At 37.2% G+C, this 25,810-nt stretch carries 26 protein-coding genes and 1 pseudogene; 5 read left to right on the top strand and 22 right to left on the bottom strand.

Annotation, left to right across the window (positions count from 1 at the left end; translation table 11 throughout):
* Window positions 1-154: 154 nt before the first annotated feature.
* From fliT to JMM81_RS20080, 9 genes are all read right to left on the bottom strand, one after another.
* Window positions 155-502 carry a flagellar protein FliT gene (gene fliT / locus JMM81_RS20120; protein ID WP_256243327.1) on the bottom strand — a complete coding sequence of 116 codons (348 nt, stop codon included), beginning with the start codon at window positions 500-502 and terminating at the stop codon, window positions 155-157.
* On the bottom strand, window positions 502-903 hold the full coding sequence (fliS, locus tag JMM81_RS20115; protein WP_256243326.1) for a flagellar export chaperone FliS: 402 nt from the start codon (window positions 901-903) through the stop codon (window positions 502-504). Before fliS ends, fliT begins: the two co-directional genes overlap by 1 nt.
* Before the next feature lie 30 nt (window positions 904-933).
* Window positions 934-2,559, bottom strand: coding sequence for a flagellar hook-associated protein 2 (locus JMM81_RS20110; protein WP_256243325.1), 1,626 nt, complete (start codon window positions 2,557-2,559; stop codon window positions 934-936).
* A gap of 15 nt (window positions 2,560-2,574) precedes the next feature.
* Complete coding sequence (flaG, locus tag JMM81_RS20105; RefSeq protein ID WP_309143512.1) at window positions 2,575-2,955, bottom strand: flagellar protein FlaG; 381 nt, start codon at window positions 2,953-2,955, stop codon at window positions 2,575-2,577.
* 211 nt (window positions 2,956-3,166) lie between these two features.
* Entirely contained in the window at window positions 3,167-3,367 is a 201-nt protein-coding gene (locus tag JMM81_RS20100) for a YjfB family protein (protein WP_256243324.1), read from the bottom strand.
* Window positions 3,368-3,388: 21 nt separating this feature from the next.
* Complete coding sequence (locus JMM81_RS20095) at window positions 3,389-3,628, bottom strand: hypothetical protein (protein ID WP_256243323.1); 240 nt, start codon at window positions 3,626-3,628, stop codon at window positions 3,389-3,391.
* Window positions 3,629-3,975: 347 nt separating this feature from the next.
* Window positions 3,976-5,127: a CynX/NimT family MFS transporter gene (locus tag JMM81_RS20090; protein ID WP_256243329.1), complete on the bottom strand. Its 1,152-nt coding sequence runs from the start codon at window positions 5,125-5,127 to the stop codon at window positions 3,976-3,978.
* A 517-nt stretch (window positions 5,128-5,644) separates the two neighbouring features.
* Window positions 5,645-5,839: a YppF family protein gene (gene yppF, locus JMM81_RS20085; RefSeq protein WP_256243322.1), complete on the bottom strand. Its 195-nt coding sequence runs from the start codon at window positions 5,837-5,839 to the stop codon at window positions 5,645-5,647.
* Window positions 5,840-6,056: 217 nt separating this feature from the next.
* Window positions 6,057-6,524, bottom strand: coding sequence for an Hsp20/alpha crystallin family protein (locus JMM81_RS20080; RefSeq protein WP_256243321.1), 468 nt, complete (start codon window positions 6,522-6,524; stop codon window positions 6,057-6,059).
* Between the two features lie 279 nt (window positions 6,525-6,803).
* Between JMM81_RS20080 and JMM81_RS20075 the strand changes: the two genes are divergently transcribed.
* Window positions 6,804-7,244, top strand: a complete 441-nt coding sequence (locus JMM81_RS20075) for a hypothetical protein (protein ID WP_256243320.1) — start codon at window positions 6,804-6,806, stop codon at window positions 7,242-7,244.
* A 226-nt stretch (window positions 7,245-7,470) separates the two neighbouring features.
* On the opposite strand, the gene JMM81_RS20070 is transcribed toward JMM81_RS20075, so the two are convergent.
* From JMM81_RS20070 to JMM81_RS20045, 7 genes and pseudogenes are all read right to left on the bottom strand, one after another.
* A complete protein-coding gene (locus JMM81_RS20070) occupies window positions 7,471-7,974 on the bottom strand; it encodes a GNAT family N-acetyltransferase (RefSeq protein WP_256243319.1) in 504 nt (167 codons plus the stop codon).
* Between the two features lie 405 nt (window positions 7,975-8,379).
* Complete coding sequence (locus JMM81_RS20065) at window positions 8,380-8,604, bottom strand: hypothetical protein (protein WP_256243318.1); 225 nt, start codon at window positions 8,602-8,604, stop codon at window positions 8,380-8,382.
* A 410-nt stretch (window positions 8,605-9,014) separates the two neighbouring features.
* The gene (locus tag JMM81_RS20060) at window positions 9,015-10,166 is read right to left on the bottom strand and encodes a M20 peptidase aminoacylase family protein (protein WP_256243317.1); all 1,152 of its coding nucleotides are present in this window, start codon (window positions 10,164-10,166) and stop codon (window positions 9,015-9,017) included.
* Between the two features lie 125 nt (window positions 10,167-10,291).
* Window positions 10,292-10,498 (bottom strand): hypothetical protein, encoded by a 207-nt coding sequence (locus tag JMM81_RS20055; RefSeq protein ID WP_256243316.1) that lies wholly within the window; start codon window positions 10,496-10,498, stop codon window positions 10,292-10,294.
* Between the two features lie 39 nt (window positions 10,499-10,537).
* Window positions 10,538-10,693: pseudogene (locus JMM81_RS23195) on the bottom strand (PD-(D/E)XK nuclease family transposase); the annotation flags it as partial.
* A gap of 459 nt (window positions 10,694-11,152) precedes the next feature.
* Window positions 11,153-11,920 (bottom strand): FxLYD domain-containing protein, encoded by a 768-nt coding sequence (locus tag JMM81_RS20050; RefSeq protein ID WP_256243315.1) that lies wholly within the window; start codon window positions 11,918-11,920, stop codon window positions 11,153-11,155.
* Between the two features lie 13 nt (window positions 11,921-11,933).
* Window positions 11,934-12,278, bottom strand: coding sequence for a hypothetical protein (locus JMM81_RS20045; protein ID WP_256243314.1), 345 nt, complete (start codon window positions 12,276-12,278; stop codon window positions 11,934-11,936).
* Between the two features lie 352 nt (window positions 12,279-12,630).
* On the opposite strand from JMM81_RS20045, the gene JMM81_RS20040 reads away from it, so the two are divergent.
* Window positions 12,631-13,506: a hypothetical protein gene (locus tag JMM81_RS20040; RefSeq protein ID WP_256243313.1), complete on the top strand. Its 876-nt coding sequence runs from the start codon at window positions 12,631-12,633 to the stop codon at window positions 13,504-13,506.
* A gap of 55 nt (window positions 13,507-13,561) precedes the next feature.
* Here the strand turns inward: JMM81_RS20040 and JMM81_RS20035 are convergent, their stop codons facing one another.
* Window positions 13,562-16,366 (bottom strand): TcaA NTF2-like domain-containing protein, encoded by a 2,805-nt coding sequence (locus tag JMM81_RS20035; RefSeq protein ID WP_256243312.1) that lies wholly within the window; start codon window positions 16,364-16,366, stop codon window positions 13,562-13,564.
* A gap of 293 nt (window positions 16,367-16,659) precedes the next feature.
* Between JMM81_RS20035 and JMM81_RS20030 the strand changes: the two genes are divergently transcribed.
* The 3 genes from JMM81_RS20030 (at window position 16,660) to JMM81_RS20020 (ending at window position 22,049) form a co-directional block, all read left to right on the top strand.
* Window positions 16,660-17,052, top strand: coding sequence for a hypothetical protein (locus JMM81_RS20030; RefSeq protein WP_256243311.1), 393 nt, complete (start codon window positions 16,660-16,662; stop codon window positions 17,050-17,052).
* Window positions 17,053-17,586: 534 nt separating this feature from the next.
* Window positions 17,587-20,388 carry a sensor domain-containing phosphodiesterase gene (locus tag JMM81_RS20025; protein WP_256243310.1) on the top strand — a complete coding sequence of 934 codons (2,802 nt, stop codon included), beginning with the start codon at window positions 17,587-17,589 and terminating at the stop codon, window positions 20,386-20,388.
* A 17-nt stretch (window positions 20,389-20,405) separates the two neighbouring features.
* Complete coding sequence (locus JMM81_RS20020; protein WP_256243309.1) at window positions 20,406-22,049, top strand: thiamine pyrophosphate-binding protein; 1,644 nt, start codon at window positions 20,406-20,408, stop codon at window positions 22,047-22,049.
* Between the two features lie 103 nt (window positions 22,050-22,152).
* Here JMM81_RS20020 and JMM81_RS20015 read toward each other — a convergent pair whose 3' ends face one another.
* From JMM81_RS20015 to fliW, 5 genes are all read right to left on the bottom strand, one after another.
* Window positions 22,153-22,761, bottom strand: a complete 609-nt coding sequence (locus JMM81_RS20015; RefSeq protein ID WP_256243308.1) for a hypothetical protein — start codon at window positions 22,759-22,761, stop codon at window positions 22,153-22,155.
* Between the two features lie 671 nt (window positions 22,762-23,432).
* Window positions 23,433-23,534, bottom strand: a complete 102-nt coding sequence (locus tag JMM81_RS20010; protein ID WP_305367861.1) for a flagellin — start codon at window positions 23,532-23,534, stop codon at window positions 23,433-23,435.
* Window positions 23,535-23,900: 366 nt separating this feature from the next.
* Window positions 23,901-24,986, bottom strand: coding sequence for a flagellin N-terminal helical domain-containing protein (locus JMM81_RS20005; RefSeq protein ID WP_256243307.1), 1,086 nt, complete (start codon window positions 24,984-24,986; stop codon window positions 23,901-23,903).
* 136 nt (window positions 24,987-25,122) lie between these two features.
* Window positions 25,123-25,356, bottom strand: coding sequence for a carbon storage regulator CsrA (gene csrA / locus JMM81_RS20000; RefSeq protein ID WP_256243328.1), 234 nt, complete (start codon window positions 25,354-25,356; stop codon window positions 25,123-25,125).
* A gap of 6 nt (window positions 25,357-25,362) precedes the next feature.
* Window positions 25,363-25,809, bottom strand: coding sequence for a flagellar assembly protein FliW (gene fliW, locus JMM81_RS19995; protein WP_256243306.1), 447 nt, complete (start codon window positions 25,807-25,809; stop codon window positions 25,363-25,365).
* Between the last annotated feature and the right edge of the window lies 1 nt (window position 25,810).

The following is a 25,810-nucleotide window of genomic DNA, read 5'->3' as shown; positions in this document are numbered from 1 at the left end:
CAGCCGGGGTTTGAACCCCCACTGAATCAAAGAGCTTTTTGCATTCATCCCCCACTTACAGAAGTGGAGGACTTCTGTACCTGTCGCAAGCTTTCGGTACAAAAAGCATTTGCTGAATGAAGTTAAAGTGTCTTTTTGTGGTGCCTGACACCAGCTAGTTTCGCTTATCGTAGAAAACTCCATCTGTTATAAGAGATTCGTATGGATTGTTATATTTTGCTGTTGATTGCTTTTTCTTACTTAAGTTTTTTATATCCTTTTGAATCATCGTTTTTTCTTTTTCTAGCAGCTTCGTTAATTGTTGATCTAGTTTAACAAGTTGCTTACCTAGTTGTTGTTCAGCTTGTGAGAAAGGAGGCTTCATGCTTTTCATGAACCCCTCTCGTTTTTCTAATAACTCTTCAATCCTTTTGATTTTTACATCGCGATCCTTTTGATCTTCACGGCTAAGCAACTGAATTAACTCAACCGTTGCCTCGTAAAAACCCTTTACAACACCCACTATGCTTGACCACCTTCGGCATAGTGCTTCTGACGATTGAGTTGAATGACTTCTTTCCATGTATCACGGAACTCTGTTACAAATCCTTCTACTTCATCTAAAATGGCTGCATCATTTTTCGTGTTTGCTTCGATTAAGCGACGAAGCAAATAATCATATAAACTCATCATATCTTTCGAGACAGCTACATCCATTTTTAATGTTACCATTAACTCTTGGATGATTTTTTGTGCTTTGATCAGGTTTGTGTTCTTTTCTTCTATATTATTATCAGTAATCGCCTTTTTAGCGATACGAATAAATTTAATACATCCGTTATAAAGCATCAGTGTCAATTCTCCTGGTGAAGCTGTTGTGACGGAATTTTGTTTATAAGATTGGTAAGGATTATTTATAGCCATTTGTTTACTCTCCTTCTGTTCGTTCATTCATTAACTAAAAAAGTTCTGCATTAAATACGATGATTGTTGGTTTGCCTTTTGTATTGCTTTTTCCATTGCCGTAAATTGCCTATAATAGCGATCTTCCACTGCTGCCATTCTTTCTTCAAAAGCCGAAATTTTATCTTCATAATTATTTAATAGGCGTCCTATTGTAAATGTATTATTGATAGATGAGGCTTTGCCAGCTTTCGTACTAATGTCTGTCATGGCTGCCTTTAAATCTGTTCTTAATCTTCTCGCAACCCCTTGTTCACTGGTTGGTGACGAACTACTGCCACCCATAAATAATTGGTAAACACCATTGGGATCTTCTTCAATTGCTGCTCGAAGTGTATTTTCATCGATCTCAAGCTTCCCGCCTTCGAGATAATTACTCGTTGTCGAGACTCCAATTTTAGCTAAACTACCGAAGGATGTATCACTAACAGACGTATAAATCGACGTTCTCATTTTCGTAAGTAGGCTACTCAATGTTGAATCTCTGCTTAACGTTCCTTTTTTTGCGATAGCCTCCCACTGTTCAACCTCGTCATCTGACATCGCTTTTTTCTGAGTATCCGTTAACGGAGCATAATCCCTACTTTTCCTTTCAGATGTTTTGTCTGAAATATTCGCAATTAATCCATTATAACTATCGACAAAGTTCTTAATCGTATCATAAATGGTATCGACATCTGATGATGAAGAAAAAGTAACAGGACTTGTCGTTGCTTGTTTAAGCGTAATCTCAGCTCCATTAATTGTGAACTTGTTTGAAGCTCTTTCGATAGACAAGCCATTATAAGTTAAATTCGCATTTTGTCCAACTGTGCCTGCCATAATAGGGTCTTCTACAGTTCCAATATTAACACTAGCCGCATCAACATTGTTGGCACTCATTTTCATAATCTGTGTAAAAAAAGTATCTCCGTCAGCAATTACAGTACCATCTTCAGCAACAGCACCTAAAACAATTTCTGGTACATCATCACCCGCACTCGTCTTTGCATCACCAGTATTCTTAGCTGTAATCGAAAATTGTTTTGAGTTTTCATCAAAAAAAACAGTTACTCCCGAGTCAGCATTTATTTTATTTATAACGCTTTCTAACGTGTCATCTTCTGTGATCGTGTAAGAGAACACCTTATCTTCAGTCGAATCAGTTCCATCAGCATTTTTCTCTTTATCATAGCCGCCATCTTTATTGATTGCTTTTATTGTAATGGTTTGTCCAACAGTGTTTGGAGTAAGCTCTGATAGTTTTTGCTTTGCACTTTCTATATCTGTGTTTTCCGCCGTACTCACCATCGTTGCCGCACTTGCCAGATTGCTTACACTTACTGTTCCTGAGAAATCGCTCGTAGAATTCACATTTTTAACAGAGATCGCATTCTCGTTGGATACCGTTACATTCTTTTTGTTAAAAGAAGCTTGCTTCCCAACGCCTTCAAAAATCAATGTATCTAATTCGGATAAGGCCGTATTCATTGTTCGGTAATCATCACGTTGCCATTCCGTGTACGTTTTCTTTTGTTGTACCTTATCTAGTGGAATTCGCTCTGCATTCATTAAATTCGTAACAATTTCATCAATGTCCATTCCGCTTGCCAGACCACTGATTCTCATATCTGCCATTTCGAGTCACCTCGTTTAGATTTTCTTATCTACCAATAAACCAACAAATTCCATCATATTCGCATACGTATCTAAAAGCTTTTTCGATGGAATTTCTTTTATCACTTCATCTGTTGCATCATCTACAACCGCTACATAATAATCATTTAATTTATCATGAAGAACAAACTGGATGGACGTATTAATAGGCTGTATAAAATCATTCATTCCCTGTACAACCTCTTCCACCTTCTCCTTATCCATTTCTTTATAACCCTGTTTAGAAGGTTCTTTAGAAGAAGGCTCTTCAGGATGTTTCAATATGTCTTCAACTGGCCGAGAGGGATTAACTCTTTCTACTGCTGGTATTCTAGTTGAACCGGAACCATTTTGATTCGAAATCCGCTCAATCATCATCGAACTCCACCCCTTACAATAGTAGATTGCTACCCTTTATATCGGCATAAGGAGGGATGTTTTTAACAGTAAAAAATATAAAGTGAAGACTTTCGGAAATTAATATACCGCAATCAAAAAAGAAAACCTGAATCCGTATGAATTCAGGCCAAAAAAATTTAATTTTCATTTAAAAACTTGTTCACTCCAATGGACATTTTCTTGTCCAAATTCACCCTTTTATATCAATGTTTCCACCAAGATGTGGTTGGGCAGCATGCTGCAATGCCTGCACATTCATCTCACCCATCATCTTGTTGATGAAATCAGCATTTCCTTCTGATTGATCCATCGCTTTTTTCATCACTGAAATAGAAGCTTGTTGCTGAACTTGTCCTTGACTTAAAGCCATTGACATAAGTGCTACATCCATGAAAACACCCCCTTTATTGAGCTAATGTACAACAGAATGCAATTGTTTTTCTAAAACGTGAAATTCATTTTTCAAATCATTTAATTGGCTATTCAATGATTTCATTTCAATTGCTGAAAGCTCATGATCCACTACGTATTGAGCGATCCTTTTCATTTCAAGAAGCTTTACGTTCATTTTGTCTAAAATACGAGCTTGATCCTTGCTCCACTCAAGTTGCTCTTCTAGAAATTTTTTCACATCTTGTTGGTCTTTGTCCATCCTAACCCTTCTCATGAAACAGATTCTTTATATCAGATATTTCATATCAAATTCGCCCCGCCGAATTTGCGCCCGGATTTTTATCGAGCTTGCTCGATAAATTACCTTTAAAAAATCCGAGGCATCCGCCGGAGGCTTAACTTCATTCAGCCGGGGTTTGAACCCCCACTGAATCAGAGAGCTTTTTGCATTCATCCCCCACTTACAGAAGTGGAGGACTTCTGTACCTGTCGCAAGCTTTCGGTACAAAAAGCATTTGCTGAATGAAGTTAAAAATAGACTGCAGAGATGTTCACTACCCTAATCCCTTTTCCTATAAATGCCAATACATTTTGAAGATCATATTCTTAGTTTTCATACACATATTGATCCCGACCGGCGTATACACCAAATAGAATCAGAAGTGCGGTTACAATCATTAGTGTGATTAGTGGAATGGTCCACAGATGGGTGAAATCATACAAATAGCCAATAAACATAGGTCCGATCGCAGCAAGTACATACCCGATTGCTTGCGCCATGCCCGATAACTCAGCGGCTTGTCTGGCATCCCGAGCGCGCATTCCTAAGAAGGTTAGTGCTAAAGGAAAGCTTCCTCCCAATCCGATCCCCATCGCAATAATACTGACCATCATGACTGGATAAGATGAGCCTAGTAGCAAGCCCCCGAATCCGAAGAACGAAAATAAACCTAACACGACTACAATCCATTGCTGAGAACGAAAGCGCCCTGCGATGACAGGAACCAAGAAACTAAAAGGTAAACCGACAAACTGTAGGAGCGAAAGCAACCAACCAGCCCTCTCCATATGTACCCCTTGATTATGTAAGATTTCAGGTAACCAAGCAATCGTTACGTAAAACAAAAACGACTGAAACCCCATGAACAACGCCACTTGCCAAGCAATAGGTGAACGCCAAATTCGATTGTCACTAGGACGAACGTTTTTTATATCCGTCGGATTTCTTTTATTTATTTTGACAAGATAGACCCAGATAAAGATTGCCAATACTACAGGAATCACCCACACAATTAAAGCTCGCTCCCAGCCGAGGTTCAAACCGCTTGCCAATGGAATACTAATCCCTGATGCTAACGAAGCAACCAATCCCATGGATGTAGAATAAACGCTTGTCATAAGTCCAAACTTCAAGGGAAAATGACCTTTTACAATAACTGGCAACAGGACATTACAAAGAGCGATCCCTATTCCAACAAAAAGAGTTCCCGCAAAGAGAAAAAACGTCATAGAGATGGAGCGAATGCCTATACCGATTAAAAGAATCAGCAAACCAAGTAACAAGGCCCGCTCATTCGTCAAACGACTGGCGATTTTTGGGACCATTGGTGATACGACGGCAAAGGCCATTAATGGCAAACTGGTCAACAAGCCTGCACTCCAATGGGCTAGTCCGATATCCCCCTGGATCATTCCTACTAACGGCCCTACTGACGTAATAGCTGGTCGTAAATTAAACGCTACAAGTACAATACCCATAAAGAGAAAAAATATATAAAATGATTTCGTATTTACATCTGATTTTGACTTTGGTAACTCCACAAAAGAATCTCCCTTCAAATAACAATCTTACTTAATATAGCACACTAAGATTTTTAACTTACAGATTTCTAATGAATTTATTTGAGATTCCACTGAATCCCCACTATCTGGATGGTACCTTGCACCTAAGAATGGAAATGATAGTCGTTAACTACATAAAAGAAGTAATACGATCTACTCTCGGGATGAAAAATCGAAAGGTGGAAATGAAAATATCAAGTTATCTTATTTAAGTGAAGATGTATTTGACATGCGAATATTAAACCCGCTTAGCGATAAAAAAGGAGATCGAATCTCTTTTACGGTTCGCATTCCAGAGAAATTTATTATATTAATATAATAAAAGGAGAGCTAATCAACATGGATAGCTCTCCTTTTTCTGTATGGTATAAAAATATGGTGAAACATCATTATGAAGCAACATGGTTTTGATTGAAACACACAGTGACCTCAATTACATGGATGCAAAAATAAATGACTTTGGCTTTTCTGCCTTAAGTTTATCTAATTCGAAAAAAAGTTTCTTATATTCAACAATCGATAATTCCCCATAAATATAACTTTTTTGAAGATAATCTAGTAATTCATTGATGTGTAATGGGTTACGTTTTTTTACAAGTTCAAAACGGTTTGTTAACTCTTCTACCATAATGATCCACTCATTTCATTTGTTATTTTTTCAACTCGTTTATGTTAAAAATAGTATAACATGTGAATGGATTGTTTCTTATTTTTATAAAATTCAAACTAACGACATGTTTCTACAATATTTTTTATTGAACTACGAAACCTCTTTCAACGCCTTAGGTTATGGAATCCGTTTGCTACGAGAAACCGAAAAACAACAATCTATGCGAAAACAGCCTTTATTTAGGATCATCTAAAATGATTTTCTTTCCTTTTTGTTTAGGGACTAGAATCTGTAATAGCCCGTCTTTGTAAGAAGCTTTTACTTCTCTTTCATTGATTGGCTGTGGCAATGGGATCGTTCTGCTCGATCTTTGGAGGGACTCCTGTCTTCTTACCGTTTTCTGATTTTCATCTTCTTGTGTTAATGATTCGGATGAATGAATCGAAATGGTCACGTAACGATCAACAATATCTATATCAATTTGTTCCCTTTTGATCCCCGGAAGCTCAGAACTAATCAAATAACCATGTTCAGTTTCGGAAACTTCCACATTGAAAGAAGGAGCAAAAGAGAAAGTCGTTTTGAATAATTCATCCATCTGCTGCAGGAACCCTTTTACAGGTTTCTCATGAAAAAAATGATTAAGCGGCTTTATTAATTCTCCAAAAAGCTCATTTCTTTCATTCTTTTTACGCTCATCCATATGGTCATCCCCTCTTAGGCAAGAATTTTTCCTCTATATCGTATGCAAATAGAAAAAAGGTGTGAAAGGACTATCCTCTCTTTGTTAAAGCATGAAGACAACGGTCATATTTCGATAAGAAACAAAACATATAATGTTTCAACCTTCCATTACAGGAAGCAAGATTAAATCAAATGGAGAAAGGTAGTAAAAAACGGGCGATTGTCCCTTACACAAATAACAATGAGGAATAGGATGTTACCGTACTCTTATAGACAGATGAATGGAGGAAAGCTCACCATGTATAGAAATAGACCACCTCATTTTCAAAATAGAACGTTCGGGATTGGACCATTAGGTGCAGGATTAATTGGAGCTGGACTAGGTTATTTAGGTGGAGAACTTTTAGATAGACCAGGTATTTTTGGAGGATCAGCAGGTTATTATGGAACAGGCCCAGGAATGGCGTTTGGAGCAGGTTATGGAAGACCCGGATATAGCGGATATGGTCAAGGCTTTGGACCTGGATATGGTGCGGGTTATGGAAGTCCTGGGTATGGACCCGGATATGGAGCAGGTTACGGTTCGGGTTATGAACCGGGTTATTATGGATCAGGCTATGGTTCGGATTATGGACCAGGTTACGGTCAAGGTTATGGGTCAGGATATGGCCGAGAGTTTGACCCAGGATACGGATCTGGATTTCCTAATGGAATTGATTGGGTAGAAAATATTCTCTAAACCTCAGATTCGTTACCATCGGGATTTTTGAAAAATAATAATCAAACATCCTTCTTAAAGAAGAATATATAGGAAACATCATTTGCAAGGAGAGTGGAATTTATCCACTCTCCTTCACAAACGTTACCCTTTCTTACTCTTAAAATTCTGCAAAGCAAAATAAAAATGAAAACAAAAGAAAATAGCGTAGACTTTTCATTCCATGCCATCATTAGAAGAACAAAGTTTATTTAATAGAAAGCCGAAACGCCTTTACGATAATGCCATCATTTGCAGGTTCAAAGTCAAACTGAGGCAATCGTTCAAAACCGAGACGTCCATATAATTTTATGGCGCTTTCCATAAAATCAGCGGTATGTAACCCAATCGATGCAAAGCCTTTCGCTTCCGCTCTTCGAATGCATTCAGTGATTAATGCTGCTGCCACTCCATTCCCCCGAGCTTCTGGTGCAACAGCAAGCATGCGTATTTCAGGATGTTCTAACTCATCAACTAACCCATCATATGCATTCGTCTTTGCCGGAAATAAAGCGATACTCCCTACTATTCTTCCATCTAATTCAGCTACTAATCGTTCCACACCTGGCTGCATATCTACATCAGATGAGACCGTCTGCTTTAGAACCTCCCAATGATCACTAGAAATCTTTTGTGCATGTTCACTATAGGCATTCACTCTTAGTTCTCGAATATTTTGAAATTCACTTTCTACAGCATCACGTATGATCATTCCTTTATCAGCTCCTATTATAAGTTTCGACCTATTTACCCTATCAAGCAACATTTTATCATGTGAAAAATTGATTTTTTCATGAAAAGAAAGGTGAGTTTCTACTGACTCATAGTGACTCACCTTTCTAGTTTATCCTATATTTTATATATTGGAGGCGATTATCTTTTTTTGGTCTTCTTGCCTTTTTGTTTTTCATCATTGATTGCCTCTATAAGAAGACTTCCATGATGTATAAAAAAGCACCAAGGAAAATATCCCCGGTACCGCCTCTTCAAATGCTTCAATGAGAGACCCAGCAAAACTAGAGTCTCTTTCAAATGATCTAAAATGATGATAACAATTATTCTACAAAATCGACATATACTGAGATATCAAAGTGCCAAAAACCTAACTCTGCGAAGATTAGGTTAAGAATAAAGCTTTCTCTTTTATATAATTCATTATTTTACTAATATCTACTCCGGTTCCCTGCGCTACATTCATCGCGTTGGAGTTAGGGTTTTTACGTATATAGTCTCTTACCTTTTCATAATCGGAACGTTCCTTTTGGGAACACTCTACACAATACGATAATGACTGATTCTCTGTTAGCTTACCACAACTAGAACAGAATCCACGTTGGCTCAAATATAAAACCACCTATCTTTAGGATAACAAATAAGGTTCGAATACCTTCTGTAACTCCGCTTTCCACTTCGGGGCGTAACGGAAACATAGATCTTTCATGATAATTTAGGAATTGAGAAACACAAAAAACTATGCGGCTTTTTCTAATGCCAATTTCTTGATTAAGTTTCCAATCCTTTTCATTTGATTAACAATTGCTTTTCCAGCTAATATCTTACTAATTTTTCCCGTTATCTGCAAATAGACAATCTATCTATGCACCTAGATCAGTAGAAAGAAAAAATCTCTCCGAAGAATAGAAACTTCGAGAGATTTTTTAGTCGTTGGGTTGTTGCTGTGAAAGCATATGTTGTAATTCCTAATTATCTGGATGGTGCCTGGCACTTAGATTTCTAAGTATACTAATCCATTTATTCCCACTGATCTAATACTTTAATAGAAAGATTTGAAAAGTAGTTTGCTGCAACGATAAGGCCTTCTTCTTTTAAGGTGAACGCAGGATGGTGCCACTCTTGCGGACCATCTACACCTACCCACATAAAAAATCCAGGGATTTTCGTTTGATAAAAAGCGAAATCCTCCCCTGCTGCACTTTGCTCGGCTTCCACCACAGCATAACCAAGCTCCCTAGCAGCTTCCCTTGCCACCTTTGTAAAGCGAGGCGAATTATCCACAACCGGCATATAAGGATACCAACGGAAATCGGCTTTTGCACCAAATGAGCTCGCAATCCCCTTCGCTGTACGCTTCATCAATTCTGGAATAGCTTGACGAGCTTCATGTTGGAAAGTGCGAACCGTTCCTTCAAGCACTGCTTTTTCAGGTATCACATTCCACGTATTTCCTGCGTGCACCTGCGTCACACTTATCACCGCATTATGGAATGAGCTGAGGTTACGGCTGACGATTGTCTGCAATGCCGTAATGATCTGACTAACAATCACAATTGGATCAATGCTGTTATTCGGAATTCCCGCATGGCCACCGACTCCCACTACCTCTATTTCAAATCGATCGACACTTGCCATTAAAGAACCTTCACGGACCCCAATCGTTCCCACTGGTAATTCCGGTTTATTATGCATGCCAAAAATCGCTTCTACATCCTTGAGTGCCCCAACTTCTTCTATAAGAACGGCCCCTTGTGCAATTTCTTCAGCTGGTTGAAAAATGATTCGTACCGTCCCTTTTAATCGATCTCGACGTTCTTGCAAAAGAATCGCTGCTCCAATGATAGAAGATGTATGAAAATCATGACCGCACGCATGCATGACTCCTTCGTTTTTCGATGCAAACGGCAAGTCTGTTTCCTCTTTAATCGGCAAAGCATCAATATCCGCTCTTAATGCAATAGTAGGTCCAGGCTCGCTCCCCTTGACCTCCGCTACCACTCCCACCTCTAATGGAAAATCCAAAACCGAGACTCCTGCTTCTTCAAGCCACCTGCGAATTCTCTTAGTCGTTTCGTATTCCTTCATCGATAGTTCTGGATGTTCATGCAGCTCTCTTCGGTATGAGACTAGTCTTTTTAATAATGGTACCTGCTCATCTACTCTTGTCATCTTTCTATTCCTTCTTTCTATCAAATTTAGGAAAGAATCCACCTTCCTCAACACATATAGAGAGACCCCTTCTCACCTATTTAGATAAAATGAAAATCCTTCACAAAGTTCTTGTCCATACAAGCTTATTTAATCGTAAGCCGAAACGCCTTTACGATAATGCCGTCATTTGCAGGTTCAAAGTCAAACTGAGGCAATCGTTCAAAACCGAGACGTTCATATAACTTTATGGCACTTTCCATTAAACGAATTTCATAAGCTAGCCTTGTTTCTTCATCAAAACTGAGCTGTTCCCAATCTTGAAATGCTTCTCGCAAAATAGGATCTTTCATCGCAATTCCCTCCAACTCGTGATAAATATCCTCGTATAGATGAAAGGAAGTATGAAATTTACTTATTTCTATTTTAAACACATTGAAATTAAGAATATTGATCGTGATCACAGGTTTTAGTTCTAAATAACTTGATCCTGCATGCATCGGTTCTTTATACAAATGGGACCAGTAGAAAAAGGAACGCTGTACCATATCATATTCTTATCAACTCATGTAAAGGCAACCGTTTGAGTAACCGTTCCACAACCATCACCTTCTTGTTTTACCTTTATTATAACATGGCTGTATCCTTTCAACCTCCTCTTGGATACCTTAAGGGTCAGGCCGAAAACAACAAAAAAACAGAGATCATTTTCTCCTCTGCCTGATTTTCCTGCTGTATCTAGATATTGATTAGATTGATAATCTCTCTATGAAACGATTCTGTGAAACAAGACTTTTCAGGGCTTCACAGCGAACAAATCTCACGGTCTCCGGCATTAGATGAGTACAGAGATAGAGATGCCTGCTTGATTTGTTTCATCATTTGGACGACTTGGTCTGAGCTGGATGCGAGCTATTCGATTACTGTTGAGACATTTACGATTTGTTTTTAGCCTGCTTTAATTGCTTCTACAATTTCAACACAAAAAACAGGGGAATCCCCTGTTTTTAAAATGTCCAACCGTATGATTTAACTTCTACATTGGCAATTTGATCGACGACTTCGCGAGGAATTTCTGGATAGGTTAATTCAAAACCTGCCTCTGAGCCGGGGTTCACGCCAACATCTACAGAGCCGGTGAAGACTCCTAGGAGCTTCCCATTTGCATCAAATAAACCCGCTGCTAAACGAATATCGTCTTGTTTTTCTTCGGTTGTATTTTTTACCAATCCAGTTACTTTGTAAGGGGTGAACTCATCTCCTTTTATTCCCTTAACCCCTGAAACTTCAAGGATATTAGGGTCCTCTTCGGTTTCATCAAAACCAAAATTATAGGTTGTTTCCTTATACTGAGCGGGGTCGGTTATCCCGTCTAACATCGTTGTTTCTCCAATAAAAGCTGTTTCCCCTGGTTTGACAATTGCCGGAACAGAATAAATCATAGTAGCGGTACCTAATATCCCGTCATCCTGCCCTTTAAAGTTCATTTGCGTTTCTCCAATATCTACAGATTTTGAACCTGTATTTTTATAAACAGCTGCGGAGTGTACCCATACAGTGTCAATACTGTCTTTCCAAGTACCACCGGTTGAATCGGTAATTTCTAGTTTAGCTTCTTCTTTTTTAGCTTTGCCTTTATCTTGATCTTTGTTTGTCTCTTTTTGATCATCCGTTGTTTCAGCAGGAGTTTCCTCTGAAGTGCCTGCGTTATCCCCATTATTACAACCGACAGTTAACAAGAGCACTGAAAATAATAGTACAAATAGTTTCTTCATTTTATGACCACCTTTAATAAGATTCTTTTACTTTTTGTTTTGGTTTTCTCATGATCCCCATTAGACCAGCCGGGACTAAAAATAGGGCTGGTACGACACCAAATAAACTAATTGATATGACAATGGCAATCCCGGAAATCAGCATTAACCAACCGCCCAGTTTGGGTTTAAATTTCACCACAATCGCACCAATTAAGGCAAGCGCACTAAATAAAAAGGCACTGGTTCCAAGGCCTGACACTTCACCACTGCCATCAAAAGCTTCATCAACAGCACCTACAAATAAAGCGAAAAAGGCGCCGGCAAACGCAATAAGGGAGCCTATTATACCTAAAATCATTTCGGTCATGCGACTCATAATCCTACCCCTTTCTTCTAGATGTATAAGCATAGTATTTATCAGTCAGACAAATTTATGATTCAAACAGGTTGGCTAAAATTGTTAAATGGTGCTGACTTTCCCTTTCAGAAAATATTTTTCAAACTCCCACGCAAAAAAAGGCTATCTCATTAAACGTGGGGGCAGTTCTAGCGTTTCATAAGGTCCTTAATTACTAATTATAAACAGAATAAAAATTTGATTAGCATCCATTTTGTGGAACAATCTATGAAACAAGGTTTTTCGGAGTGTCACAGGGACGAAGACCACTTCCCCTCACTTCTTATTTTATGGTAAAATATTCCCATGACTAGTTCTAGGGGGCTATTTTATGCTTGTGCTATTAGGTATTATTATTTTTATCTTGATTGCGTACCGTGTAATCAAACTCGTTAGAATCCTTTTTATGAAACAATTTTGGATTGGTGTTGGATTACAGATACTTTTCTTTACATTTGTTATTTCCTATATTGTTCCAAAAATAGATTCTAGTATAAATAATTCGGATTATGTAGGATTCCTTGTGACTTTTGCCATCGTATCTTGGATCACATTAGCCTCTATATCTCGGTCTTTTAGACTGCCATTCTTGTTTATATTAGGAGCTCTTACATTAGGATTAGTAGTTTTTGGCATTGGCAATGTAGATATCGATACTGATATCGATACTGACTTTGACTTTGACCCTGATTCTGTAGACTTTGCGTTAGAGGAAGATGTCTTTGCTAGCGAAATGATGACTTCTGGGGCTGACTTATCAGGAATCCAAGACTGGGCAATAGCTTCAGAAAGCACATTATTAAACGCCACAACTAGCACCATGGAATTTCCGTCCTTTTCCTTTCCAGAAGTCCCCCTGTCAGAAATGGATTTTGGATTTGAAGAAGAGATTTATACTGATGATTCCTACAATGAAGCTGCCGCAACGAGTTATATGCAAATGAACATACCCGAAGATGCAGTCATTTTAGATCATGATTTAGATAATGATCAACAGTGGGACTATTTAGACAATGATATGGATAATGATGGAATGTACGATCCATACGATATTGACTTAGACAACGATGGAATGCCCGACATGTATGATTCAGATTTAGACAACGACGGCGAGTATGATGGGCTTGACCGAGATATGGATAATGACGGACAGCATGATCGCTTTGACAGGGATTTCGATAATGATGGACAGATGGATTATGTGTAAGGAAAAAAGGTGACCAACTACGGTCACCTTTTTTCATGATGATACTACTAAAAAATTACTCATTAAATTCCGGATATACATATGAAGCACCAACAAACTCTTCCATGATGAAGGAACCATCTACCGCTTGCACGCGATAATGTCCATCAAATTTTTCTTTATTCGTCGATCCATCGGGTTCTATATACTGATCAACAAAAGTCACAACAACATCATAAGAATCTCCGTTATATTCAATCCCCTTAATTTCTAGACTTTCGTTGTACATAGTAAGATTAATTTCATTTACAGTTTGAATATCTGCCTCTACCTTTTGAGCTTCTTCACTATTCAGATCATAAGCCCAGGCAACTCTCTCAAAGCCTTCCCCATTATAAGCCATAACGTAATCATCATAATAACGATTGATAAAGCTTAACATCTCAGATTCTGTGATAGCAGGAGCCACTTCATCTTCCACCACTACGACATCTTCGACTACGACTTCCTCTACTATAGCTTCTTCTACTGCAGCTTCCTCTACACCCTCTTCATTCGTTGCTATTTCTTCTTTATTTGTTGAAGTAATATCAATTCTTTCAATGGCGAAGTTCGTCTCACTTAGTGCCTGTATCGTATAGCTTTTTTCTCTCTCATAAAAAGTGACTTGGCCCTCACTGTTCGTAAAATCAAAGGTTTCATATACATGAACTTTGTAGCGATTATCTCCCATATTTTCAATTCCATTAATAGACAAATGATAAAACTCAAAATAATATCCATTATCCGTTAACGATAAAATATAGTTAGCAAGTTCACTATATGCATATCCTTGATTGAATAAATAAGGTGCTATCCTCGAAAAATCCCTGTAATTTAATGCACTCATGTAATCGTTACGGAAATCATCAAGGAACTGCGTTAAACCTTCTTCATCAACTTGAAAAATGATGGGTGGTTCTGAAACCTCTTCAGCTACTAAATCAACCTGACCCTCTACATCCACGTCATCTTCTTCCATATGTTCATACGATTGATGATCGAATTGAGAAGACCCCTCATCATAAGAATAAGAGTAGACATTTTCATCTCCTAAAATGGCGGTCCCTACCCAAAAAGTGACTCCTAGAACTAAAATAGCAGCAACTTTATTACGCCTTCTTCTAAGTTTTTCTATGTAGGATGGTAAATTAATCTTAATTCTACCTGACAAGTATTGCTTCACATTCATAGTACATTGTTCCAATTGAATCGAAGGTCCGTCTATTGATTCATTCAAATTCGGATATTTTCTTTTCTTATACAACCCATCTAGACGCTTCTTCCCTTTTTCCAATTGTTCAGTCTTTGTTATTTCTTGAAGGTTTTCATACAAATTAATCGTATTTTCAAAATAAGCTCTATCTTTGTATTCATACAACTGAAGCAGCGGATTGATATATCCTAAAGACGTTTTCCACATTTTTACCTTCATCGTTACTTCATTAATTATTTCTTCATTCCATCTCGAGTTTTGTAATCTTCGCTGTAACCATTGTTCATACCTTTGATGTTGAGTCTTCATTTTCCACAGCAATACAGCATCTAACTTTTGCAATAACCCTTTAACCTTTACTTGAAAACGTTGAAATGTATCTCGCATTTCTTTTTGAGCATTTTCTATCCTATTGGCCTCTCCATTTAATCTTGCACCATTTTCATTGCACTCTTCTACATCAAAATAGTAATCCTCGAGTTTAGAGAAAAAAATAAAAGGTTTCTTGACAGAAGGCCATCTGGAAGAAAGAGACACTAATTCTTCACGGTGTTTTTTCGCATTTTGAAAATAGGTGGAAAATGACCGATGATACGCTTTATATTGTGGGCATACAAATTGATCCCATTCCTCGAGTAATTCCACATAATTCTCTCTTGCCCCTATTTTATTTGCAAACGAACCTATTTCTTCCAATGCCTTTGTTAAAGAGTCCATATCCTTTATTTTCAGCGTATTCCATTCTCTTAAGATTTCCCGGAATTGGTGATGGGCATCCATCCATTGATGATGTTTCTTTTGAGATTCTTTCCACTGTTCTTCCTGCAATAAAAACCGTTGGACCTCATGATGCATGGGATCTATAGTATTTTCATAAAAGGGATAGATTTCATCGTAAAGTTTAGTCATGGGCTGGCTGATAAGATCATAAAACAGATTAGCTTGATAAGAAGATAGATTTTGATTTTCTCTCAGTGCATCGCTTATGATAGATAGTTGTTCTATACTGATAGCTTCATAGGTATACTCATTTTCAAGAAATGGATGACTTCCTTCAACCCAGGTATGAATCCTTGGTTGTTCCAAAATAGAACGAATATACGTGAGCTGATTGCCAGAAAGCGGCTGATCCCCTATTGCAATAACTGCCCATGGATATTTACTCAGGTTCGGAACAGTCATGAGTTTTTCATGCTGACTCCATGGACTATAAACAATGGAAGTAGATCGCAGTACATCATTTGGCAGAGTCATAACGATTTCTTTTAGCTGGTTCCTTGCCTTTTTCCATGGCCCGTCCTTTTCCGTCAATAATAGCTGAAAGGCCTGATCATTGATGATACGCGGCTGACCATTTTGAAAAAAAGCCTTGAAAGCCTTCTTTAATCCATACTGAATATGAAACTTAATTCCGCCAACTTCTGGACCTATTTTTGCAAATAGGTCCACGGATAACAATGTATCTAATAGCAAGCTGCTTTGTACGGCTTCACCAGTCCAGAATATATCATAAGGCTGACTAAGCTGTTGTATGAATTTATCGACCTCTTGAGCTACTTGAGAGCCACGCTTGATTTCCCAATCTCTCCATTTTAGCAACTTCTCCCGTAAACTGCTGTTTATCAAACCTAACATCCCCCTAAAATCAAAAGAACGATTTCTCTTGCTTCCTAGGACTAAAAAGAAGCAAGACAAGCGTCCCCGTGCTTATCCTGAAATTATATAGTAATATTATACCATGTTATACATCCTAGATCCGTAAAATAAATAGGGGATATTGTCCTCTTCTTTCTGACCTTAGGTTGTTCTAATTTCGAGACATAGTTGTTAACACTAAACCAATTATTAAATGATTGATTGATAGATATTCATTTTTGAACTACAAACGTTTAATTTATATAGTTCATTTGGGGCGTACAGTGACGAGAATCTATTGTCCTTTTAATCATTGCTTACGCTATGGTTCGATAATGGATAGGAAAATGATCAATACAAAACAAATACCAAGTATGACATCACCTAAGAGAACAACGATCTATCTGCCAAGAGAAATCACATTACTCAAACCAACTAATGAAATAAATAACCAACTAACCTACTTGCCCAAACTTCATAAGATTTCCATCACTGACCGTGAGATGTATTTAGACCACTACAAAACGTATTTCTTACCCCTTAGAGAACTCGAAAATACAAAACCTTATCAAATTACAATTGAACAAAAGCGCTGGTGCTCTTTAAATCGTATAAAAAGAGTAACAGGGTTGACTAATAGCCAAATTGTCACTCTCTGCTTTGTTTTAGGAAACTAGCATCTCTCTTCTTTCGAAGCGTCACAGTAACGAAGACCTTGTTGAAGAAGTGGATGGTAAAGATTTTTTATTTTCGGCATGTAATGTAACGGAGACGATGGTTAATTTTTGTTGTGGCATAGGAAAAGCACCTCCTTTGATTGATAAAAGTATCGTACCAAGAGGTGCTACGTGTTTAATATGCGTTGTTTGAATGGGGGCTTACGTTTCATTAGCTTCATTACGTATCGATTCATGGTTTCTCCTCCTAAAATAGAAATAGCCCTAACTCCTTAAAAGGAATTAGGGCTTAAGATAAGCTTATACATGGTAATAATATATTCTTATTTTTACATTTATTACATAAATCAATATATCAGTATTTAATTACCATATAATATTTGGTACAAAACCTTTATATATTCCAAACAATAAAAACCTCATTTACTTAGGGTAAGATTCACCTTAAATAGTCCAAATGCGATTTTTTTATTTTCTCTCATAAATTATAGGATATAATCTTACTATATTATTCTAAAAAGGAATTGATACTATATGTTTAGAGAACAAACAAGATATTCCCGTCTTGCTAATATAACTAAAATAATCAATACGAAGCTCGATTTACGTGAAGTATTGGAGCAGGTAACGATTGCAATATCTGAGGAAATAGTCCAGTGTAATTCCGTCGGCATTTACTTACCGCAGGAAGATGGCTCATTTAGAGGCTATGTAGGAAAACCAGAGTATATAAATGGATGGACACTGGATATGCATGTCATTGATACTAATTTCGATTTGCTAGCAAAAGAAGTAATTGAAACAAAGAAAACAATCTATATTCCTGATACATCAAAAGATAATCGACCTGACCCACGAGCTGTTGAAGGATTTCAAATTAAATCTTTATTAGTTCTTCCAATCTCTTTTGAAGATGAGTTATTTGGCCTTGTTTTTTTATTCGATTATGGAACACCAATGAATTTAACAGTGGATGAAATACAAACAGTTGAAGCATATGTAAATATGGCTGCTGTTGCTATACAAAATGCAAACAATTTAGCTTATAAAGAGCATCTCATTAAAGAAAAGCAGCTGCTGCTTGATGCGACACGAGATTTATCGATGTGTTCCACTATGCAAGAGAGTCTTGATAAATGTTTTTTCTACTTAGCACAAGTTTTAGATACTTACAATACAGGGGTTCACTTATTAGATCCAATCGCTGAGAAAAAAATTAAACCAGCAAAGTTAAGTAAAGATAGTGACTGGACAGAAGAAGAATGGATCAAAACACATAATAAAATTAAAATAGACCAAAGTAATGATCTTGTAATGCAAGAAGTATTTGAGACAAGAAAAGCCATTCTCATTCCGGATGTATTTACAGATGATAGACCTAATCACGATGTTTGTTGTAATTTTGGTATTAAGGGTCTACTAATGTTCCCTTTAATTTCAATGGGCGAGATTTTAGGACAAATATCTGTTGTGAATCTTGGTGAAAAGGAATTTTTCTATTCGGAAACTGAATTACAACTAGCCCAATCCATTATTGATGCGACAGCCGCCACGTTATCAAATCTTTTATATATGGAAAAGCAAGAGGTCATTATCGAGGAGAGAACATCTGAAATAACAGTAAAAAACCAAGAACTTGAAAATGTTGTAGCAGAATTACAACAACTTAGTCGAGAAAAGGAATTAATTCTCAACTCTGCTGGGGAAGGAATCTTTGGTTTAGACCTTGATCAAAATATTACATTTTGTAATCCAGCAGGTGCTCACATGTTAGGATACAAAACAGAAGGCGAATTAATCGGAAAAACAGTAAGTATTATCTTTAACAGAAAAGAAACAGTAAGAACAAATATTGTTTCATCTGATTTAGAGGTAATTCCAAATTTTTCTTTAAAAGAAGGCGAATTTTTCAGAAAAGACAATTCCGAATTTCTCGTTGAATATGTCATCTCTCTAATAAAAGAAGAAGAAGGCGAAATTGTAGGAGAAGTTGTCACGTTTAAAGATATAACTCAAAGAAAACAATTAGAAGAAGAGATTACATACCATGCATATTTTGATAGTTTAACAGATTTACCTAACAGAGTTCTTTTAACAGACAGGTTAACTCAAGGGTTAATATATGCAAAAGAGAACGAAGAAAAATTAGCGGTACTATATTTAGATTTAGACCGCTTTAAATATGTAAATGATTCACTTGGCCATAGCTTTGGAGATCGGTTACTACGAGATGTTGCCAATCGTTTACGTGATTGCATTCCGGATACAGTAACGTTATCACGACAAGGTGGGGACGAATTCGCAATCTATTTACCACATATTCACAGTAAAAATGATGTCTTAAAAGTTGTTAATAGTATCATCACTACTTTTTCCAAACCTTTTAGTTTACTAGACAATGAAATATATATTAAAGCGAGTATTGGCATAAGTCTATTCCCTGATAACGGCGATACTACAGAAACGTTAATCAAAAATGCGGATACGGCGATGTACAAATCAAAAGAGACGACAGGCAATAGTTATCATTTCTTTAGTGAAGGCATGGATATAAGAACCTTTGAAAATATTAAGCTGGAAAATGCTCTATACAAGGCTTTAGAACAAGATGATTTTGTTCTTTTTTATCAACCACAAATCAACTATAAAACGAATCAGCTTGAAGGAGTAGAAGCTTTAGTGAGATGGAATCATCCGGAACAAGGGATGATTCCACCAGATAAGTTTATTCCGATTTCTGAAGAAACAGGTTTAATTGTTCCTATCGGTGAGTGGGTTCTTACTGAGGCTTGTAAGCAGATAAAGGAGTGGCATAACCAAGGTTTCCCATTAAAAAGTATGTCCGTAAATTTGTCTGTTCGTCAGTTGGAACAAAATAATTTATTTTCTATTGTCAAAAATGTATTAGAAAAAGTAGAGCTGTCACCTGAGTATTTACATTTAGAGCTCACAGAAAATCTGATCGTTAAAAATACAGAGTTAACCTTAAAAACGATGAAACAATTAAATGGATTAGGTATTAAATTAGCCATTGATGATTTTGGCACTGGCTATTCATCTTTAGGTTATTTAAAAAACTTACCAATTTCTACATTAAAAATTGATAAATCCTTTGTACAAGAAATGACAGAAGATGAGGCAGCAATTACAAATACAATCATTACGCTAGCCCAAAATTTAAATCTTGAAGTGATTGCTGAAGGTGTCGAGACAAAGGAACAAGCAGAATTTTTATCTGCTCAAGGCTGTTATTTGATGCAAGGTTATTTTTTCAGTAAGCCAATAAAGGCTGATAATATCGTGAAAAAATACTTTTCATATAATTCTAATCTATAAATAGAAGGAGAATGATCATGAAAGCAGCTCGACTTGTACTAGAATATTTAAAAGGTAATGGCGTAAAGTATATTTTTGGAATTCCAGCAGGTTCAGTTAATGCATTTTTTGATGAGCTAAATGAAATTCCCGAAATTACACCGATTGTAACAAAACATGAAGGTGCAGCTTCATATATGGCTGCAGCCTATGCAAAATATACGAATCAGTTAACTGTAAGTATCGGTTGCAGTGGCCCTGGTGGAACAAATCTCGTAACAGGTGCTGCAAACGCCATGCGTGAGCATTTACCAATTTTATTTATAACTGGTTCTGTTCCATTGAATACAATGGGATTAAACGCTTCTCAAGAGCTAGATGCTACTCCTATTTTCGAGCCAGTTACAAAATATAGTGTGTTAGTGAAAGATTCAAAGGACTTATTAAATGAAGTCGTAAAAGCATGCGAAATTGCAGTAAATGGAGTACCAGGCCCTGTACATATTGCTATTCCACTCGATATTCAACATGAAGTCGTGCAAGACATTGAAATACCGGCTCCAGCTAAGAGAGTAGCAATAGTTCCTGATCTCAACACAATTAAAGACGTAGCTCAAGAATTATTAAAAAGAAAAAATGGCTATATTTTTGTAGGACAAGGCGCAAGATATTCCATTGATCAATTAATTGAGTTAGCAGAAATGCTAAATTGGCCCATTCTAACAACTCCTGTAGCAAAAGGCTTCATCCCAGAAAGTCACCCTCTTCTAGCAGGCGTTTTCGGCTTTGCTGGTCATGATAAACCTTCAAATATGATTAATGAAGGTGATGGACAAGTATTATTAATAGTTGGTTCAAGCTTGGGTGAAACAGCAACAAATAATTATAATGTAAATCTTACGAAAAATCGTTTTACAATCCAAATGGACTTTGACCAATCCGTATTTAATCGAAAATATAATATTGACTTACCTGTTCTAGGGGATATCAATTTAAGTTTAGCTTTCCTAATTGAAGAATTAAGAGTTGCAGGTCTTACAAGAAACACTGCTGATTCGGATGTTCAAACTGAGGAAAATTTTGAGGGAATTACTGAGGAGTATAACACAATAAATGTCCTACTACACCTTCAAAAATATTTGCCTACCTCAACTAGATATACAATTGATATTGGTGAATTTATGTCTTATGTCATTCATCATATGAAAGTTTTGGATTATACGTCATTCGATATTAATGTACATTTTGGAGCAATGGGAAGTGGTATTGCAACTGCAATTGGTTCAAAGTTAGCAGAACCAGAACGACCTACTGTATGTATTACAGGTGACGGATGCTTCTTCATGCATGGTATGGAAATCTTAACAGCAAAGGAATACAACATACCAATTCTATTTGTAGTAATGAATAACGCTCGTTTAGGAATGGTATATCACGGACATGCGATGCAATTCCATCGCACACACCCATCATTTGAGCAGGAAGCAATTGATATTAGTGCAGTAGCTGCGGCTATGAATATCCCAAGCTATAGAGTAACAGACATGCAGGATCTTAACGAGGACCTGCTGAACAACTTCAAAAATTTATATGGACCTGCTGTTTTAGAGGTAGCTTTAGTCGATAATAATACACCTCCAGTGGGCGACCGAGTGAAGTTTTTATCTTCTTTTGGAAAATAAAATTTTTTGATGGTTTAAAGAAAATGAAAAACCATATAGTACGGGAATTTACCCCTTCTATATGGGTTTTTAGAATAGCTTCTGATGGCATGTAAAGTGGTTTTTATAAATTAGAGAATGATTGCTGAATAACCTTGCTGATAGCTGCGATTGTTTGCCCTTTAAATGCATCAGGAACCGCTTCACCTGTAGGATTTGAGAAATAGTATCTACCGATTCCCTCATTGTAGGAATAACCAAGAGCTATTAATAAATGCTGTAGATCAGTTGGAAGTTCCGCTACTCCAGTCTGTTCTGTGAAATAGGTTGTAGGATAAATTTTCACATCGACATCGCCAGTGCCAGTATGTACGACAAACAAGTCTTTTTCCTGATGAACAACCCACTGATCTTTTGAATACAAAGAAATTCTTGCCCCCTCTAAAGAAGAGATTGCTTCTAAATTAACCCCGAATATTTCATTGATCATCCCACGAATGTTGACCCCTGTGATTTCCTCACCGGATTGTTTGAGGTGCGAATCTATTACTAATCTAGACATTAATTTGTCCCCAGTTGATGAAAGACCTTCTACCGTATCTACTTTTGTTAATATAGGTGCCTCATCTAAATTCATCCCAAAAATCGAATTTACAACCTCACAAATTATAGAACTACTAATTGTTTTTCCATATGAATCTAGATACTTATCCATCATTGCTGCTTTTGACATTATAAAGTTCTCCCTTAGAATAATTTCACTTGTTTCCTTTAAAATCCAAGAACCTCACTTACTTATGGTACGGCTCGTTACTATTAATACTAAAGCCTCCTCTATTTATAGCCATATCCTCTCAAATTTATTTTCACGAGCTAACTTTAAGAGCCTATTAAATTAATCATTCGATTCTTATTGAAACTACTAAGGTTTTTAGGTAATTTCCATGTAACCAAATTAATTAACATCATGACTTATCTCAAAAAGTAAAAGAGACCCTAGCGTAACTAGAGCCTCTTTCAAGTATATTAAAATTAACGAAGAAGTTGTAGAACTCCTTGTGGTTGTTGGTTGGCTTGCTTTGCCGCTATGTCTTTCAACCATAGAATAGACTATATCTTCATCCATGGTTTTCATGGAGCTGGGCACTTCGAACAGCTTTTTACTGCCCTACGAGATTCATAGTCATAGCTTTCACCTTAGACCGTGTTCTCTAGTCGTTGAACCTTCTCCATCCTTTCGGAACAGGAGCTTGGCTGCTGATTATCCATTGGTTCATCTCCATTATTTTCAGACCATCACGCTGACCGTTTCCAGTTACGTTGTGGTTAATGAAGCTTTAGGAAGTTCCAGCAATTCACCCAGTTATCCTCTAGCTCGTTACCAAGCTAGACGCCCTTAAATCATTATCTCAAGAGTTGTAACACTCCTTGAGACATTTGATTGGATTGAGCCAACATTGCTTGTGCTGCTTGAGAAAGAATAGAATTCTTAGTTTGTGCCATCATTTCTTTCGCCATCGTGCGAACATTTACTTTCATAAATGACTAGACTATATCTTCACCCTCTAGCATTCTAGTAGGGGTCGGGCACTTCAGATTCACAATGCTGATGACTATTGTTTCACCTACGGATTTCATCATCATAGCTTTCGCCTAAGATGGTTTATCCTAGTCGTTGAACCTTCTCCACTCTTTCGAGACAGGAGCTTGGCTGCTGATTGCCCAAATCTTTTCTTTTTTCAAACCTTCACGCTTGTCGTTTCCAACTACGTTGTGGCAAGAAAAGCTCTAAGGGGTTTCCAGCAATTCACCCGATAATAATCGCTGACCGTTACCAGTCAGGACGACTGTGCTTAGCTGCGCTTTCTACTCTTAAGCAGCTAAAGCATAATCTACGTCACGGATACGAGATTCCGCAGCAGTTAGGTTTTCAGAAGATGTACCTAAGTTGTTGATAGTGTGCTCTAGACGGTTTTGTACAGCACCTAGTTTTGAACGCTCTGTAGAAACGTTTTTAATTGCATCATCAATAGTTGAAATAGCAGAAGATGCACCACCCTGTGTTGAAATATCAACATTATCAATATGCAAGTCAGCCGTCTTCATTGAATTAATACCGACATTAATAGTTTGGTTTGAGTTCGAACCAATCTGGAAAGTCAAAGAATCTGATGAAGTTCCAGTAGTGTTCTCATCTTGACGAGTAACCAATGTAAAAGAATCCCCAACTTTGATTGCAGTAGAATCCACATCTACATCAATACCACCACCGACAGTAATTGTATCAGCAGCAGCACCTGTAGGAGTAAAATCAACTTCTGCAGATTCAACGCCAGTCGATTCTGGAGTTACAGTATAAGAATAAGTATCTGTACTAGCATCATACTTGGTAACCTTAACTGTAAAAGTATCATCTGCAGTTACAACTGCAGCAGTAGCTGCATCACTATCAGGTGTTGTGGCGGCATTAACGGCAACAGTAAAATCGCCCGTTTTACTTGCTATTTCTGCACTTTCTGCTTTAAAAGAATAATCGTCTAGATCACCATTTAATAGTTTTTTAGTGTTGAACTCAGTATTATTTGCAATTCGATCAATTTCTTCTTTTAATTGTCCAACTTCTTTTTGAAGTTCCGCACGATCATCGGCAGTATTTGTATCGTTTGTTGATTGAACTGCTAGTTCACGCATACGTTGAAGAATACTATGAGTTTCATTCAAAGCTCCTTCAGCTGTTTGAATTAAAGAAATACCATCTTGAGCATTTGATGAAGCTTGGTCTAATCCACGAATTTGCCCACGCATTTTTTCAGAGATTGCAAGACCTGCAGCATCATCTCCTGCTTTGTTAATACGAAGACCTGAAGATAATTTCTCCATTGATTTACCTTGCGCTTCATTTGCACCATTAAACTGACGATACGTGTTAAGTGCTGCAATATTGTGATTAATTCTCATTTCTTTTTCCTCCTTGAATGTCCGGTTCACGTCCTTGTGAACCTTTTTATATAGAGGGAAAAAAGTCGGCCGCCTTTTTTCCCTCTTACACTTATATTATCGGAGGAATCTCTACAGTGTTTAACCTTTTTACTACTTATTTTTTCAAATTCGATAAATTTTTTATATTGGTTAACAAATTTTCGACAGAAGCTGCCGCTGCTTTATTTTCGGCTTGCGTTTCTTCGAATAATTCTTGACGTAAAATCTCCACATTCTTCGGGGCTTGGATGCCGATCTTGACTTGATCATTCGCTAAGGCAACAATCGTAATTTCAATATCATCACCAATTTTAATCGTTTCACCTTTTTTTCTTGATAATACGAGCATCATTTTTCACTCCTTCGCAGCAACTACTTCCTCTGCAAAGAGAGGATGCTTTGTTTGATAGACTGTATTGCTTAAGATCACTTGTCTCGCTTTACGGGTAGTCCTATTAATGATAACAGGGGATTGCAGGTTTGCTGTCGAATGATTGAACGGTTCTTGTGGCGTAATAATGACGATGACTTTAACATCCTGTTCATTTTGAATCCCTAGACTATCAACAATCGAATCTTCTATTGAAAAATCATAATCTTTCTTAAAGAAAAAAGGATCCGTCGTAATGAAGCCAATGTCTGGATCAGTGGTTGATTGTAATACTTGAAAGAGTCCATCTTCTGACAATGGAATTTGTGCAAATTTCGTTTCACCTGGAAAACCTGGGATGCCTTTTTCAAAATGAAGAATATCTTCTTCCTTGATCGGGATTTCACCGTGATACTTTGTTTTTATATTCATA

Origin of the sequence: Bacillus sp. V3B, from assembly GCF_024494465.1 — a bacterium.
Taxonomy (GTDB): domain Bacteria; phylum Bacillota; class Bacilli; order Bacillales; family Cytobacillaceae; genus Bacillus_BD.
This window is presented reverse-complemented; position numbering and strand designations above follow the sequence as displayed.